Genomic DNA, 14,885 nt, shown 5'->3' on the forward strand with positions numbered 1-14,885 from the left:
TGACACCGTGGCCCTACAACTACTGGCGGCTGAAGAAGTACGGTCAAGCTTGTCACTGAAAACCATCTTCGATATTGTCAGACCTGCCCACAAGGTCCCTAGAACTATTTGGAGTTCAGATACACCTCTGACATTGAAGCCAAAACCCATCACTTTATTTTTTCTGGTTACGGGCCTTTGGATATTTGGTACGGGAGAAGCAATAATCATTGCATCTGGGATTGGAGTCAGTCCCTGGACGGTTTTAGCTCAGGGAATTGGCAAACAGACTGGTTTCTCAGTGGGTGAAGCAACTTTCGTTGTCAGCATTCTGGTTCTCTTTATGTGGGTACCATTGCGTGAAACACCAGGGATTGGGACCATCCTAAATGCCATATTGATTGCTATGGCCATCGACGTGATGGTACCTTTCCTTCCAGAGCCCACGGAAACAGGCCTTGCCTTCATCCAGACAATTATTGGAGTCATAGTGGCAGGGATCGGTAGCGGTTTCTATCTCACTGCGAATCTGGGTCCGGGCCCGAGAGATGGATGGATGACAGGAATCCAGCGAAGAACCGATTGGCCAATCGGCCGCGTCAGAATTAGCATCGAGATTCTGGTTTTAAGTTTGGGGATTGTTCTCGGTGGAACCTTTGGAATCGGGACAATTATATTTGCGATTGGCATTGGCCCTGTGGTAGCAATGAGTTTAGGCGTAGCAAGTCACTGGAGTGAATGAAAGCCAGAGAAGAAATACGGGCACTAGCAAACAAAGAGATAGCTCAACATAGTCTGAGATTCTTTAAAACAGACAAAGGAGAATACGGACATGGCGATCTTTTTCTTGGTGTAAGAGCACCCCAAATAAGATCGATTGCTAAAGAACACATTGACATTTCTATAACCGATATGAAAACACTCATATGTTCTAAATATCACGAAGAAAGATTTTTAGGCTTAATAATTATAGTAAATAAATACGCTAAAAGCAAAGATAGAAAAGATAGAAACAAACTGTACGAAATCTATGTTTCCAGTTTCAAACATATCAACAATTGGAACTTGGTTGACGTAACCTGCCCACATATAATTGGAAAACACCTCATGGACAAAAATCGTAAGATACTCTACAAATGGGCCAGATCCGAGGACCTATGGACAAGAAGAATAGCCATGATTTCAACTTTTTGGTTTATCAGAAGAAATGATTTAGAAGACACTTTCAAGATAGCAGATAAATTACTTCACGATGAACATGATCTTATCCATAAAGCAGTTGGATGGATGCTTAGGGAAGCAGGCAAAAGAGATCTAAAAAGAGAGGAAACTTTTCTAAAAAAACACTACAAAACCATGCCCCGAACAATGCTAAGGTACGCTATAGAAAAATTTCCTGAAACCAAGAGGCAGAAATACCTCAAGGGAACAATCTAAATTCATTTTGAAACAGCCACCCACTTGTGCAACTACTGGCGCCTCAAGTACGGCGCAGCGTGCTACTGATGCGAACTGAGGGCCTACATCAGCCTGTTCTTCGGTGGCCTGATATGGCTGATTGACTACCTCGATCGCCCGAAAAACACCTAAACCCACCCGGCACTGCGACCGCGATGCGCATCCTGATGGGGATTCGCTGGCAATCGCGGCACGACGGCGAAGACCACTTTAGCCGGCCGCCGGTAACGCGTCATGAACGAGCGACTGCGGGCGGCGTTGCCGCTGCTGGTACTGGGGTGCGGCTGCTACGGTGGCGCGGCGCTCGGCTGGACTTTCGGCGTCGGCGCCAGCTCGGCAGTGCTGCTCTTTCTCTACTCGATGTATCCGCTGCTGGTGCTGGCCGGGGCGGGGCTGCTCGCCGCCGGCTGGATTCGGTGGCGGCAGGAGGCGTGATGCGCGGCCGGACCATGGCTGCCGGCGCGCTGCTGCTAACGCGGCGCAACACAACCATGCTGCCGCTGGCGCGGCGCACCATGGGCGCGCTGCTGTTCGCGCTGGCGCTGTTGCTGGCTCCGCTGCCGGGTGCCCCCGCCAGCCCCCCTGAAGAAGCGCCGGAGCAACGACTGGCGCTGGTCGAATTGTTCACGGCGACGTGGTGCCCGCCCTGCCTTCCGGGCGGGCTGGCGCTCGAGGCGGTGGCTGACATGGACGAGGTGGCGGTGCTCGCCTACCACACGGTCGAGGACGACCCGTTCGGGACGGCCGCCACCGAGCAGCGGCTGGAGCTTTACGACGTCACCGGCTTCCCGACCTTCTTCGTCAACGGCGGCAGCCGGCTCGAGGGCGCCAGCAGCCAGTCCGGCACCGCGGAGCAGTACCGCCAGCTCATCGCGGCGAACCCGCCGGCCGAAGGCGTCGGCGTGCGCGTCGCTGCGCCGGCGGTCGCCACCGGCAGCGCGACACTGGCGGCGCAGGCGACCGGCGCGCTGCCGGAGGGCAACGGGTGGGAGCTGCGGCTGGTGCTCTACGAAGACCACCGCTACTGGTACGGCTGGGACGGCGAAGGCAACAGCTCGAACGGGATGCGGCTGCACCGCTGGACCGTCCGCGCCATCGCCGAGCCGGAGCCGCTCTCGGCGGAGGCGGTCAACCGCACAGTCGCGCTTGACGCGGACTGGGACCGCGAGAACCTGGGCGTCGTCGCGTTCATCCAGAACAACGCGACGCGGGAGGTGCTGGTGGCGGGCTTCAGTGGCCCCGAATTCCACCGCGCCGAACAGCCCGAAGCGGGGCTGCCGGCGCCCGGCGCGCTGCTGCCGCTGCTGGGCGTCGCCGCGCTGCGGCGGCGGCGCAACCGTTAAAGACGCGTCCGCGAGACCGCCACCATGCGCCTGCTCGCACTGTTTGTGCTGATGCTGCTGATTCCAGCGGCAGCAGCCGAAGTGGACCACGCCCCGCGCGAGGTCGATGAGGGGGACACCTTCGTGGCGTGGATTGACGCCGACGAAATCTATGAAGAGGTGAAATTCTACGTCTGCACGCTGGAGGAGCCATATACCTGCTACGCGCCACAGAAAGTGACGCGAGACGAGGCAGACGCCAACGGTGATGGCAGCTACCGCTACAGCTTCTCGCACCAAGTAGGTGACGGAGTCTACCCCGGCTATCGCTACGAACTTATCGAGGGTGATAACAAGACAAAGGCACCCACCGAGGGTGAAAGCTATCCCGGGCTTACAATCCAGGAGATGGGTGACAGCTACTACGTGAAAGTAGACCGTAAGGTCGCACCACCTGCTGAAGAGGATGAGGGACTGCCAGCAGTTGCGCTGCCGGTCGCCGCCATCGCCGTGGCGTGGGTCGCGCGGCGGCGGTGAGCGGCGGAATAGCCGTAATATCACCCCCGCCTGCGCCACCCGATGAACCCGGGCGACCTGCTGCTGCACCTGAACCCGCTGCTGCTACTGGCGTCGCTGGCGACCGGGGCGCTGCACCTGCGCGACGGCGACGCGGAGAAGCGGCTGCTACAGCGCGTTTCGCTGGGGCTGCTGCTGGCGTCGCTGACCGCCAGCCTGCTGCTGCTCGGCTCCTACTTCTACCGCACCGCGCTCGAGTTTGCGTACGTCGCCGACTACTCGGCGGTCGAGCTGCCGCTGCGCTACAAGCTGGCCGGGGTGTGGGCTGGGCGCGACGGGACGCTGCTCATCTGGTGCTGGGCCGCCGCGCTGGCGCTCAACTGGGAGCTGTGGCGCGGGAGCGGCGCGGCGGGCGGCGACGCGGCTGGTGCGCGGCGCCGCGGTGACGTGCACCAACAGCGAGTATTGGTGCTCTTCGCTTCGGGTATCCTGCTGGCGCTGGCGGCCATCCAGCTCGCGATTAACCCGTTCACGCTCTCCGACCCGCTCCCGACCGAAGGACGCGGGCTGAACCCGCTGCTGCAATCGCCGTGGATGACCATTCATCCGCCGATAGTTTTCGCCGCCTACGGCTTCGCGGTGCCGCTCTACGCGGCGGGGCTGGCGGCGCTGGTGGCGCGCGGCGACGCGTGGCTCGATGTAGGGCGGCGCTGGGCGCGCTGGTTCTGGCTGCTGACCGCGGGCGCGCTGACGATGGGGGGCTACTGGGCCTACACGACGCTCGGCTGGGGCGGCTTCTGGGCGTGGGACCCCGTGGAAACGTCGGGGCTGCTGCCGTGGCTGGCGGGCACCACCTTCCTGCACGCGGCGGTGATGGGGAAGCGCAAGCACCACTACGCACTGCTGGGGCCGCTGCTGGCGATGATGGTGCTGCTGCTGGTGCTGTTCGAGTCGTTCGTCACGCGCGGCGGCATCTGGCTCTCGGTGCACGCCTTTCTGCCGTCGCAGGGCGATAGCGCCGCGCAGCGGTTCCTGGCCGTGATGGCTGACGACCGCTCGGTGAAGGGGCTGGTGCTGCTGCTCGGCAGCTGTCTGGCAGCGACCGGTTTCACGACGGCGCGCGCCTACTCGCGCGCGCCGTCGCCCGAGCCGCGGCAGCGCGAAAAGCTCGAGGAATGGCTCGACGAAGACACCACCTACTTTGGAGCAATCTACACCCAGCTGCTCATCCTGACCGTCACGCTGGTGCTGCTGCTGACGGGAGTCAACGGCTACCTGCCCGGCTTCGTCTTCGAGACCCGGCTGGCGCTCTTCGTCGCGCTGCTGGCGGCGTTCTTCGCCATCTACACGCTCCAGCGCTGGCATCCGCCGCGGCAGCTGCTCGGCTGGTGCGGCGCCGCCGCTGGCGCGAGCGTGGTGCTGGGGCTGCTGCTGCTCGGTGCACGCCCCGGCTCGTGGATGGCGGGCGCGGCACTACCGTGGGCCGCGCTCGCCGGCTACGCGGCGCTGCGCTATCTCTGGAGCTTCCGCGGGAAGCCATTGCTGCCGCGGCTGCGCGCGTGGGGGCCGTATATCGCGCATCTCGGCATCATCCTGGTGGCGCTCGGCTACGGCGTTTCCTACGGGCTGGACCAGGTTGAGACCATCGAGCTGGAAGAGGGCGAAACCGCGGAGGCGGCCGGCTTCACGGTGACGCTCGACGAAGTCGCGATGCGCCCCGGCGAGGAGAACCGGCTCGAGGCGCAGTTCCGGCTGCACCGCGGCGACAAGCTCGTGGTTGACGCCACCGCGGCGCGGGTCAACACCGCCGGCAGCGCCGAATGGCGCACGCTCATCTACCTCGAGCACCGCCTCGACCGCGACATCTACGTCACGCTTGACGAGGCGGTCCCCGGCGAGGGCGACCAGCCGAGCCGCGCGACGCTCACCGTGCGGCAGATTCCCGGCATCATGCTGGTCTGGACCGGAGCGCTGCTAACGACGGGCGGCATGGCGCTCACGATGTTCACCGACTGGGCGCCGGGGAAGCAATGGCTACGCAAATTTAATTTCTGACGATTGGTATTTAAATAATTCGAGTGCCAAGCCACCGGCGTTGTCGTCCTGACGGAGCGCCCGCTGCCGCGCCCCTTCTCCGCCCCGCTACCCATCCGAGCGTCGGAAGTCCACGGTGGGGCTGCTCCCTTCCGGGCCTGACCCGATTCCCGTGGTGAAGGCCGACGGCCTGCCCTCCGGCAGACCGCACTGACCGCCTGCGACCCCGGAGGACAGGACTTCACGGTCGGATTGCGGATTGGGCGACCCACTGGGTGCGCCGCCGCCGGCTGTCGCCCCCCCTGAAGGCGGTTGGGGGTCACAGGGTACGTCTAGCTCCCCGGCCAAGCTCAGCCCTCCCTTTCGTCAGGGCAGCTATTTGGAGCTTTGCATGCCGAAAACCCGCTTCAGGCCGCGCGCCGAGCCGCGAAACAGCTTGCCGGTCCAGGTCTCCTGCTCGCCGCTGAACTGCTTCATGATGGCGTGGCCGTAGGGCTCGATGGTCTCGCTCGCGACCGTCGCGTAGCCGTGCTCGTGAATCTCGGCCAGCGTGTCGCCGTAGTAGCCCAGGATGTTTTCGTAGAGCATCTCGCCCGCGACTTGCGGCGCGGCGACTGCGAGCCCCGCCGCCTGCCGGGCGCGCGCGGTCGCCTGTAGCGTCATCACGCCCCCCAGCTCGAGCAGCGACTGCCCCTCGTCGGTCGCCGTGTCAAGGAAATCCTGCATGACGGTCGTCACTTCGTCGGTGACGTCGCCGGCGGCGCGGCCGGTGGTCGAGAAGAGCTCGCCGATGGAGTCGCGGATTTCGTCGATGTTCTCGCGCACCTGCTCGTGCGAGAGCGGCGGCGTGTCGATGTTCTGCGCGAAGCTGGCGGTGGTGCGTTCAAGGCCTTCAAGGAGTTCGGCGAGCGAGCCGGGCTCGCTCGCCTCGTCGAGATAGCCCTTGGCGACCAGCTCGCCGTGGAGCCGGTCGAGATACACCTGCCCGCCCTTGACCGAGTCGGCGAAGAAGGCGAAGACCCACAGCGGCGAGAGATGCACCGTTGCGACGCCGATGCCCTCGATGGCGTTGCCGAGCAGCTTGCGCGTCGCGTAGTCGCCCGTAAGGCCTTCGTCCTCGTAGACGCCCTCGACGCCGCCGACGTTCTCGACCGCGAAGCGCAGGATGTTGCCGACGAACAGGTTGTAGCTGGTGGTGTCCTTGACGAAGTCCGGTACCAGCAGGTCGGTAGTCTCCTTCAGCATCCCGCCCAGCAGCGCCGTAAGGCCGCGCAGGTAGCGCTCCGGCAGCGAGATGGTGTAGAGCGCCCCCTCCCAGAGCGCCTCGCCGGCGCGCCGCAGCGGTTCAGGCATTGACAACCCGGCCGCCGATAATCACGGTCTCGACGTGGTTGATACCAAAATGGTAGGTCAAATGGCGGTAGTCGGGGACGTCGCACACCAGCAGGTCGGCGCGCCAGCCCGGCGCAATCGCACCGCGGTTACTGCGCCCCAGCGCCAGCGCGCCGTTGAGCGTCGCGGCGGTCAGCGCCTCGCCCGGCGTCAGCCCCATGCGGAAAACGGCGAGCTGCATCACCATCTGCATCGACTCAGTGTAGCAGTTGGGATTGCAGTCGGTCGCCAATGCGAGCGGAAGGCCGGCGGCGACCATCTTGCGCGCCGGCGCGAACTCCGACGAGAGCAGCGCCAGCGGCGTTCCCGGCAGCAGGATGCCGGTCGCCCCCGAATCGCGCAGCGCCTCGATGGCCTCGAGCGTCGAGCCGGCGAGATGGTCGGCCGACGCGACGCGCAACTCGGCGCCGAGCGCGCCGCCGCCGCTGTCACCGAACTCGTCGGCGTGGATGCGCAAGCCCATCCCCGCCTCGCGCGCCGCCTCCAGCAGGCGGCGCGACTCGTCGACGGTGAAAGCGCCCTCCTCGCAGAAGACGTCGCAGTATTCGGCCAGCGCCGCCGCCTCGGGCAGCATCTGCTCCAGCTGCTCCAGGTATTCGCCGCGGCTCGCGTCGTCGGGGAGCGCGTGCGCGCCCATGAAGGTCGAAACCACCTCGGCCAGCCCCTGCTCGCCGAGCCAGCGCGCGACGCGCAGCTGCTTCAGCTCCTCCTCGCGCTGGAGTCCGTAGCCCGATTTTATCTCGATGGTCGTCGTTCCGGTGCGGGTCGCGTTGTGCAACCGCTTCAGCGACTGCTCGCGCAGCTCCTCCTCGTTGGCGGCGCGGGTCTCGCGGACGGTGCGCAGGATGCCGCCGCCGTCAGCCAGGATGTCCTGGTAGCTGCGCCCCTGCAGCTTCCACTCCAGCTCGTGCTCGCGCGAGCCGGCCCAGACAAGATGGGTGTGCGGGTCAACGAAACCGGGCACCACCACCTTGCCGCGCGCGTCGATGACTTCAGCCTCAGGGTAGTCCAGCTTGCGCCCCACCTCGACGATGCGGCCGTTGCGAATCGCGACGTCGCTACGGGTGTGCAGTTCGATACGTCCCATTGCGTCGCCCGCCAGCGGCGATTCCGATGCGGGGGGCGAAGCGACCTGCGTCGCACCCTTCAGCAACAGCATGGGCGCCCAGAGCGCGAAGCCATAAAGCCCGCTGGCGTTGCCGACTTGATGCTCGAGATGGCGCGGTTCCGCGACTCGCCCGCAGCGATATTCGCCGACCTCGAGTGGCGCGGGCTTGACCGCGCCGCGGCTGAGACGGTCATCGCCGCTGACGAACGCTGGCGCAGCCTCATCGACGAAGGCAACAAGCTGCGCAGCGACCGCAACCGCATCTCGCGCGAAATTGGCACCGCCAAAAAGGCGGGCGGCGATACGCAGCCGCTGCTCGAGCAGATGCAAACGCTGAAGCAGCGGCTGCCGCAACTCGAGCAGGAGACTGCCGCCGCGCTGGCGGAGCGCGATACAGCACGCATGCGCGTCCCCAACCTGCTCGACGAGGCGGTACCGCAAGGCAACGGCCCCGACGGCAACGTCGAGCTGGCGCAGCATGGCGAACGGGGCGATTTCGGCTTCGAGCCGAAATCGCACAACGAGCTGCTCGAAACGCTGGCGGGCGCCGACCTAGAGCGCGCCGCGAAGGTCGCCGGGCGCCGCTTCTACTTCCTTACCGGGGGACTGGCGCGGCTCGAGCTGGCGCTGGTGAACTACGCGGTCGAGCTGCTGGCGGAACGCGGCTACGAGCCGGTGGTGCCGCCTTTCGTGATGAACCGCGAGGCGTACGAAGGTGTCGTCGATTTGGGCGACTTCGAGGAGGTAATGTACAAAATCGAGGACCACGACCTCTACCTGATTGCCACCTCGGAACATCCTCTGACTGCGCGGTTCCGCGACGAAATCCTCGAGCCGAAATCGCTACCACTAAAGTTCTGCGGACTCTCGACCAACTTCCGGCGCGAGGTGGGCGCGCACGGCCTCTCCGACCGCGGCATCTGGCGCGTCCACCAGTTCGCCAAGGTCGAGCAGGTCGCCATCTGCAAACCCGAGGATTCGGCCGCGCTGCACGAGGAGCTGCTGCAGAACGCGGTCGACCTCCTCGCTGGGCTGGAAGTGCCGTTCCGCGTCATCGATATCTGCACCGGTGACATTGGTACCGTCGCCGCACGCAAGTTCGACCTCGAGGCGTGGATGCCCAGCGTGGGAGAGTGGAAGGAGGTCGTCAGCGCCAGCAACTGCACCGCCTACCAGTCCCTGCGGCTGAACATGCGCTACCGCACCCCCGACGGGACCGCGACGCCGCACACACTCAATGCGACCGGCATCGCCACCACGCGCACGCTGGCCGCCATCCTCGAGAACTGCCAGCGAGCCGACGGCTCGGTCGCCATTCCCGAACCGTTGCGCAAGTGGATGGGCGACGCGGAAGCGCTGACGCCGGCATGAGCGTCGCGCTGCTGCCGGGGCGCTTCCAGCCCTTCCACCGCGGCCATGTCGCCATCGCGCAAGCCGCAGTCGCCGACGGCCACGAACTGCTGGTGATGATTGGCTCGGCGCAGGAGGCGGGAACTTGGGAGAACCCCTTCTCGGCCGACGAGCGGCGCGAAATGGTCGCAGCCGGAATGGCGGCGGCCGGCCTCGCGCCACGCGCAATCATGGCGGTCGAGGACCTCAACGACTACGACCGCTGGGTCGCCCACGTCGTCGCGCGGCTGGGGCCGTTCGACTGCGTCTATTCCGCCAACACACTAGTGCAACGGCTTTTCGGCGCGGCAGGCTACCCCGTTATCGCGCCGGAGCTACAGAACCGCCGGGCGTGGGAGGGCGCCGCCATCCGTCAGGCTTTGGCCGCGGCGGGGGCATGGGAAGCGGCGCTGCAGCCCGAAGTGGCAGCGCTGGTACGCGGCTATGGCGGCCCGGAACGGCTGCGCGCGCTGGCGCCGGGATAGCGCTGCGAACAGCCTCGTGGCTCTCAAAGATATGCATATAAACTAAGGCAGGGCCCGTTTCAGTCGACCTTGACTCGAGTGCCCTGCGGTTTTTCCGACTCCTGCTTCTTGAGCACGAGGTCGAGGATACCGTTGGTGTAAGTTGCCTTGGCCGAGTCGGGAATGACCTTGCAGCGCAGCGGCAGCCGCTTGTAGTAGTTGCGCGCGTCGGTCTCGACCTTGATTACGACTTCCTGCTCGCTGGCGTCGATGTCAATATCGGCTTTCGAGACGCCGGGAAGCTCGACCGTAATGGCGACCTCCTCCTCTGTCTCGTTGGTGTCGGTTAGCGGCTCGCGGCTGCCGGCTTCCACCGTCGCCTTCTGGCCAGCCGGGCCAAACAGCCCGTGGCTGGTGTTGCCGAACTCCTCGAACTGCGGACGGCCGTCGGGGCCGGAGCGCATGCTGAAGCCCCAGACGAAGGGAGACTTGCCGTCCGCCTCGGGCATATTGCCTTCGGCAGCGTCGCGCATCATTTCGTCCATCGTCTTGCGCATGCGCCTGAACTCGGCGTCCAGGCTGCCGAACAGGTCGTCCAGGTTCCAGTCCTGACTGAACCAGTCATCTTTCTCGTCTCGTTTCCAGTTCATAATTACCTCGTATCAGTATACAACTTTAAGTTGTAAACCTCATGTTGCTTACTGCTATATATAATTATTGGCCCGGGCGACAAATCAGCTGAACTCCATCTCGTCTTCGTCCTCGACAACTTGTGCCTTCACCACGACTGGCGTCGCTTCGACTGCCCCGGCCTCGACCGGTTGTACCGCTACAGCTTCGACCGGCGTTGCCTCCACGGGCTGCACTGCGACCGGCTCGACCGCGACTGCCTCGACCGGTGTCGCCTCCACAGGCTGCGCCACGACTGGCGCCGCTACGACCGGCTGCACGGCTACCGGTTCGGCCGCAACTGGTTGCGCCACTACTGGCTGCGCGGCGACGGGGGCTGGCGTTACGGCTAGCGCGGCCGCTACCGGCTGCACCGGCGCAGGTTCCGGCACGGGCGCAGTAATCGCGGCGGGCGGCGCCGCTTCGGCTGCCGCTACCGGGGGCGCCTCGGCAGAGGCGACCGGCAGCCCCTCCGCAGCGGCAACCGCGGGTGGCTCGTCAGGGTCGCCTTCCTCTTCCTCGTCATCGTAATCCTCATCGTCGCGCGAGACATACCAGTAGCCGCCGCCGGCAATCCCGGCGAAGAGTACCGCCGCGACTCCGTAGAGCAGCAGGCTGGAACTGGTTTCTTCGGCCGCTGTCACCGCCTCGACCGAGAAAGCGCGCTTTTCGGAGATGCGCGCGTGCTGGTCGTTCGAAATCCAGACTTCCATGGTGTAGTGACCAGTAGCTGCGCTGCCGGGAACGCTGACGCGCAGCGTCACTGTCTGCGTGCCGCCGGGCGGAATCAGGATTAGCGACTGCGCCGAGACCGGCTGACCGTCGCGGTCGCTGAAGCTGAGCCAGCTCGAGGCGGCGGGGTCGGTCAATGATTCTGAAGCGAAATAAATCCGGATTGGCTCTTCGGAGTTGGTGTTGCGCACCTCGAACTGGTGGCTCACCGAGCCCCCCTGCTCTGCGCTCAGTTGCAGGTTGGAGTGGCGCAGGTCGATTAAGCCGGACTGCACCAGCTCGATGTCGACCGTCGCGCTCTCGCTGCCACTGCCGCCGCCCGTGAGTGACGCACTGATGGTGGCGGTCCCGGTGCCACCGCCGTAACTGGGGCTGACCGAGAGGGTCACCTGCACCTGTTGCGCCTCGTCCGGCGCGAGGCCGCTCACCATACTGGGGCTGAAGCTGGCCGTGAACGCCCCGGAGGGGTTGGAGACTGAGCTGAATGTGTAGCTCGCATCCTGGTTGCCCTTGTTGGTGACTGCAACCTGGAACTGCACTTCCCCGCGGTCGCGGATGCTAATATCAGGGCTGCCGAGCAGGTCGAGCCGGAAGCTCCAGTCAGGGTCAGGAATACGCGCGGTCGTCGAGAAGACCTGACTGTCGTGGATGCCAGCATCGCTCTCGGCGCGCGCAGTAACGACGGTGTTATCCTCCTCGCCGTCGCCCGCGCTGGAGGGGGCGGTAATCGTCAGCTGGACCGACTTGCTGTCGCCAGCGGCAAGGAAGAAATCGTCATCACCCAGTTCGGCGGTCCAGCCATCAATCGTGGCGGCGGTCGAGAGCAGGACGTTGTCGTCGCCGCTGCCGCTGTTGTAGACCGTCAGCGTGTAGGTATACGACTTGCCGGGGTTGACGTTACGCGAAGTGGTGCCGGCATCGACCTCCAGCTCGGGCTTGGCCGGGATGTCGACCCAGACCGTGAAATCGGCGCTCCATTCGTGGTCGCTGAGCGTGTCGGTGAAGGTCACCTCGACCGAGTAGGCGTTGTTGCCCGCCGGCAGCGTATGGCCCTCGTAGGACCAGTCGAAGCGCGCCTGCATCCAGGTACCCTTGCTGGTCACCAGCTCGCAGCTGCCTTCCCAGGGCGGGTCGCCCTGCGGGCCCATGCGCATCGTGTAGCCCGCCTTGCCGCCGGGCAGGTAGTCGTTGCTGAAGGCGTCCTCAACACGGGCATAGACTGTCACCTTGCGGCCGGTCTCGTCGTGGTTGGCTGCCCCGTCAGCGGTGGCGCGGGCGTGGCCCACCGGCAGGATGATACCGCCTTCGAGATCGGGCGAGGCGCGCGAGCCATAGCGCAGCTCGATAGTGGCGTTGCCGGGCGGCTGCTGGCCCACGTTGAGGTTCCACTGCGCCTCGACACGCAGCGTGAAACCGGCGGTCGGCAGCGCGGTGTGCGCCAGCGTCCCGCTCCCCTCGAGGAGCGTCTCGCCGTCGTTGACCATCTCGGTAGCAGTCTCGAAGCTGCCCTGCACCTCGTCGGCGACAACGATGCTGAACTGCAACTTGATGTTGATATCATGCGACGAGTGGACCGTCACCTTACCACTCCATTCACCCGAGGCGTTAATCGAGAAGCCGAGGCTGGATGACTCCCAGTCGGCGACATGGACGTAGCTGTTGCCGGTCGGGTTCGAGTCGACCTGCGCCGTGTGCGGGCTGGCGTCGGGCGGGCGGTCGACATCCAGGGCGCCCGGGGCTTCGGTAGAGGCGTCTTCGTCCATGTAGAACGCGACGGGAGCCTCCTCAGCGGGGAGCGCCGGCAGCAGCAGCAGCAGTGCCAGGCTACCCAGCAACAGCAGTGAACGGGAGAGGTGCATCAGGCAACGGCGATATCTGTTTCCATATTTAACTTGCGTTAATCGTCGCCGCCGAAATCCCAGATGCTGTCACCGATAAAATGGAGCGTCTTCACCGCCTTGCCGCGAGTGGCGGCGACCATCTCCGCGCCATCCATGCTCGCCTCGCCCACTGCCAGCGGCCGCTGGTGATTTTCCTCGCGCACCCAGACCAGGTCGCCCTTCGCGACCGCCTCTGCGACAGCGTTGATTCCGGCCGCCATCACGTTGGCGCCGTTGCGCAGGAATGGCACCGCGCCCATGTCCACCTGCACCCAGCCGCCCGGCGGTGTCACCACCAGCAGGCCGCGCACCGCGAGGTGCCAGCGGTCGCCGCGCTCAAGCGCAATCACGCGGCCGTCGCGCAACAGCGCCTGCCCCGTCGGGGACTGCGCCAGCTCGACCTCGCCGGGGCGGTAGCTGAATTCCAGCCCGTGCGCCTCGCCCAGCGCCGCGTTCAGCGTGCGCGCCTCGCGCTTGTTGACCGGGTGGCGGCGACGGAGGTTGAACTGCGCCATGCGGCCGCAGGACAGGGGGTCTTTTAGCGGACCGCGCTGGGCGCGCGATGCGCATCGCAGTCATGGGAACTGGCTACGTCGGACTCGTCACGGGAGCCACTTTCGCGGCCGGCGGCCACGACGTGGCGTGCCTCGATATCCTCCCCGAGCGGGTCGCAGCGCTCAACGCCGGCGACTGCCCGATTTTCGAGCCGGGGCTCCCCGAGCTGCTCGCCGCCGGCCTCGCGTCGGGGAAGCTGCGCGGCTCGGGCGAGATGGACGCTGAAATCGCGGCGGCCGACCTGACCTTCATCTGCGTCGGCACCCCGTCGCGCGACGACGGCTCGATGGACATGGCACAGGTCGAGTCGGCTGCAGCGGCCATCGGCGACGCGCTCGCCGCTGGCGAGCGCGAGCATGTCGTCGTCGTGAAATCAACGGTTCTGCCGCGGACGACCGAGGAACTGGTGCTGCCCCGCGTGCTCGAGCGCAGCGGCCGCGACCGAAAGGCCGTGGGCTTCGCGATGAACCCCGAGTTCCTGCGCGAAGGCACGGCGGTCGCCGATGCCCTGCAGCCGGACCGCATCGTCATCGGCGCTGCCGACGGGCTGGCGCTGGCGAAGCTGCGCGAACTTTACGCGGGCGCGGAGTGCCCGGTGCTCGAGTGCGACCCCCGCACGGCGGAGATGGTCAAGTATGCCAGCAACGCGTTCCTCGCCGCCAAGGTCTCCTACGCCAACGAGGTCGCGAACCTGTGCGAGGCATGGGGTATTGATTTCGTTACGGTCGCGGAGGGGATGGGGCTCGACGACCGCATCTCGCCCCGCTTCCTGCGCGCCGGCGCCGGCTACGGCGGCTCCTGCTTCCCCAAGGACGTCAAGGCATTGCGCGCCGCCGCCGCCGCAGAAGACTTGCCGGCGGCGATGCTCGACGCGACGCTCGCCGTGAACGACTCGCAGCCGCTGCTGCTGGTCGCGTGGGCCCGCGACGCGCTCGGCTCGCTGCGCGGCAAGCGCGTCGCGCTGCTCGGCCTGGCGTTCAAGCCCGACACCGACGACGTGCGCGAGGCGCGCGCCGCCGTGGTGGCGCGCGCCCTGCTCGAAGCCGGCGCCGCCGTGGTGGGCTGCGACCCGCAGGCGGCCGCCAACTTCGGCGCACTGTGCGACATCGAGATTGCGCCTTCCGCAGAGGCGGCGCTCGCGGGCGCCGACTGCGCCATCCTGATGACCGAGTGGCCCGAGTACGCGGCGCTGCCGCCAGCCGTCTTCGCGGAGCGTATGGCGCGACCGCTGCTGCTCGACGGCCGCCGCGCCTGCGACGCGGCGGCGATGCGCGAAGCGGGCGTCGAGTATCGCGCTATCGGGCTCGGCGGGAGCGAGTAAATTCTTTAATATGCCACCCAAGTCCGCCGTCTCCCCGCGGTCCGTGGACTGCGGAATCTGGTGAAA

General features: G+C 65.4%; 14 protein-coding genes and 1 other RNA gene. 9 read left to right on the forward strand and 6 right to left on the reverse strand.

Going from position 1 to position 14,885, the window contains the following annotated elements; genetic code table 11:
- The first annotated feature begins 49 nt into the window (after positions 1-49).
- The 6 genes from QGG57_01540 (at position 50) to ccsA (ending at position 5,330) form a co-directional block, all read left to right on the forward strand.
- Positions 50-721, forward strand: a complete 672-nt coding sequence (locus QGG57_01540; GenBank protein ID MDP7006863.1) for a YitT family protein — start codon at positions 50-52, stop codon at positions 719-721.
- Positions 718-1,416 carry a DNA alkylation repair protein gene (locus tag QGG57_01545; GenBank protein MDP7006864.1) on the forward strand — a complete coding sequence of 233 codons (699 nt, stop codon included), beginning with the start codon at positions 718-720 and terminating at the stop codon, positions 1,414-1,416. Before QGG57_01540 ends, QGG57_01545 begins: the two co-directional genes overlap by 4 nt.
- A gap of 255 nt (positions 1,417-1,671) precedes the next feature.
- Positions 1,672-1,872 carry a hypothetical protein gene (locus QGG57_01550; GenBank protein ID MDP7006865.1) on the forward strand — a complete coding sequence of 67 codons (201 nt, stop codon included), beginning with the start codon at positions 1,672-1,674 and terminating at the stop codon, positions 1,870-1,872.
- Entirely contained in the window at positions 1,872-2,780 is a 909-nt protein-coding gene (locus QGG57_01555; GenBank protein MDP7006866.1) for a hypothetical protein, read from the forward strand. Before QGG57_01550 ends, QGG57_01555 begins: the two co-directional genes overlap by 1 nt.
- A 24-nt stretch (positions 2,781-2,804) precedes the next feature.
- Entirely contained in the window at positions 2,805-3,296 is a 492-nt protein-coding gene (locus tag QGG57_01560) for a hypothetical protein (protein ID MDP7006867.1), read from the forward strand.
- Between the two features lie 42 nt (positions 3,297-3,338).
- On the forward strand, positions 3,339-5,330 hold the full coding sequence (ccsA, locus tag QGG57_01565) for a cytochrome c biogenesis protein CcsA (GenBank protein ID MDP7006868.1): 1,992 nt from the start codon (positions 3,339-3,341) through the stop codon (positions 5,328-5,330).
- 24 nt (positions 5,331-5,354) lie between these two features.
- Here the strand turns inward: ccsA and ffs are convergent.
- The 3 genes from ffs to hutI all read right to left on the reverse strand — a co-directional run bounded on the left by ffs (position 5,355) and on the right by hutI (position 7,860).
- Positions 5,355-5,665, reverse strand: an RNA gene (gene ffs, locus QGG57_01570) — signal recognition particle sRNA.
- A 19-nt stretch (positions 5,666-5,684) separates the two neighbouring features.
- The gene (locus QGG57_01575; GenBank protein ID MDP7006869.1) at positions 5,685-6,662 is read right to left on the reverse strand and encodes a hypothetical protein; all 978 of its coding nucleotides are present in this window, start codon (positions 6,660-6,662) and stop codon (positions 5,685-5,687) included.
- The gene (gene hutI, locus QGG57_01580) at positions 6,655-7,860 is read right to left on the reverse strand and encodes an imidazolonepropionase (protein MDP7006870.1); all 1,206 of its coding nucleotides are present in this window, start codon (positions 7,858-7,860) and stop codon (positions 6,655-6,657) included. The genes QGG57_01575 and hutI overlap by 8 nt, the downstream gene beginning before the upstream one ends.
- A gap of 48 nt (positions 7,861-7,908) precedes the next feature.
- Here hutI and serS point away from each other — a divergent pair, with 48 nt between their 5' ends.
- The gene (gene serS, locus QGG57_01585; GenBank protein MDP7006871.1) at positions 7,909-9,180 is read left to right on the forward strand and encodes a serine--tRNA ligase; all 1,272 of its coding nucleotides are present in this window, start codon (positions 7,909-7,911) and stop codon (positions 9,178-9,180) included.
- Positions 9,177-9,683, forward strand: a complete 507-nt coding sequence (locus QGG57_01590) for a nicotinamide-nucleotide adenylyltransferase (GenBank protein ID MDP7006872.1) — start codon at positions 9,177-9,179, stop codon at positions 9,681-9,683. Before serS ends, QGG57_01590 begins: the two co-directional genes overlap by 4 nt.
- A 59-nt stretch (positions 9,684-9,742) precedes the next feature.
- On the opposite strand, the gene QGG57_01595 is transcribed toward QGG57_01590, so the two are convergent.
- The 3 genes from QGG57_01595 to QGG57_01605 all read right to left on the reverse strand — a co-directional run bounded on the left by QGG57_01595 (position 9,743) and on the right by QGG57_01605 (position 13,458).
- Positions 9,743-10,312 (reverse strand): Hsp20/alpha crystallin family protein, encoded by a 570-nt coding sequence (locus QGG57_01595; protein ID MDP7006873.1) that lies wholly within the window; start codon positions 10,310-10,312, stop codon positions 9,743-9,745.
- An 84-nt stretch (positions 10,313-10,396) separates the two neighbouring features.
- A complete protein-coding gene (locus tag QGG57_01600; GenBank protein MDP7006874.1) occupies positions 10,397-12,922 on the reverse strand; it encodes a hypothetical protein in 2,526 nt (841 codons plus the stop codon).
- A gap of 38 nt (positions 12,923-12,960) precedes the next feature.
- Positions 12,961-13,458, reverse strand: a complete 498-nt coding sequence (locus tag QGG57_01605) for an RNA-binding protein (protein MDP7006875.1) — start codon at positions 13,456-13,458, stop codon at positions 12,961-12,963.
- A 47-nt stretch (positions 13,459-13,505) separates the two neighbouring features.
- On the opposite strand from QGG57_01605, the gene QGG57_01610 reads away from it, so the two are divergent.
- The gene (locus tag QGG57_01610) at positions 13,506-14,819 is read left to right on the forward strand and encodes a UDP-glucose/GDP-mannose dehydrogenase family protein (protein MDP7006876.1); all 1,314 of its coding nucleotides are present in this window, start codon (positions 13,506-13,508) and stop codon (positions 14,817-14,819) included.
- Positions 14,820-14,885 lie beyond the last annotated feature (66 nt).

It is taken from the genome of Candidatus Poseidoniia archaeon, assembly GCA_030748895.1.
Lineage (GTDB): Archaea > Thermoplasmatota > Poseidoniia > MGIII > CG-Epi1 > UBA8886.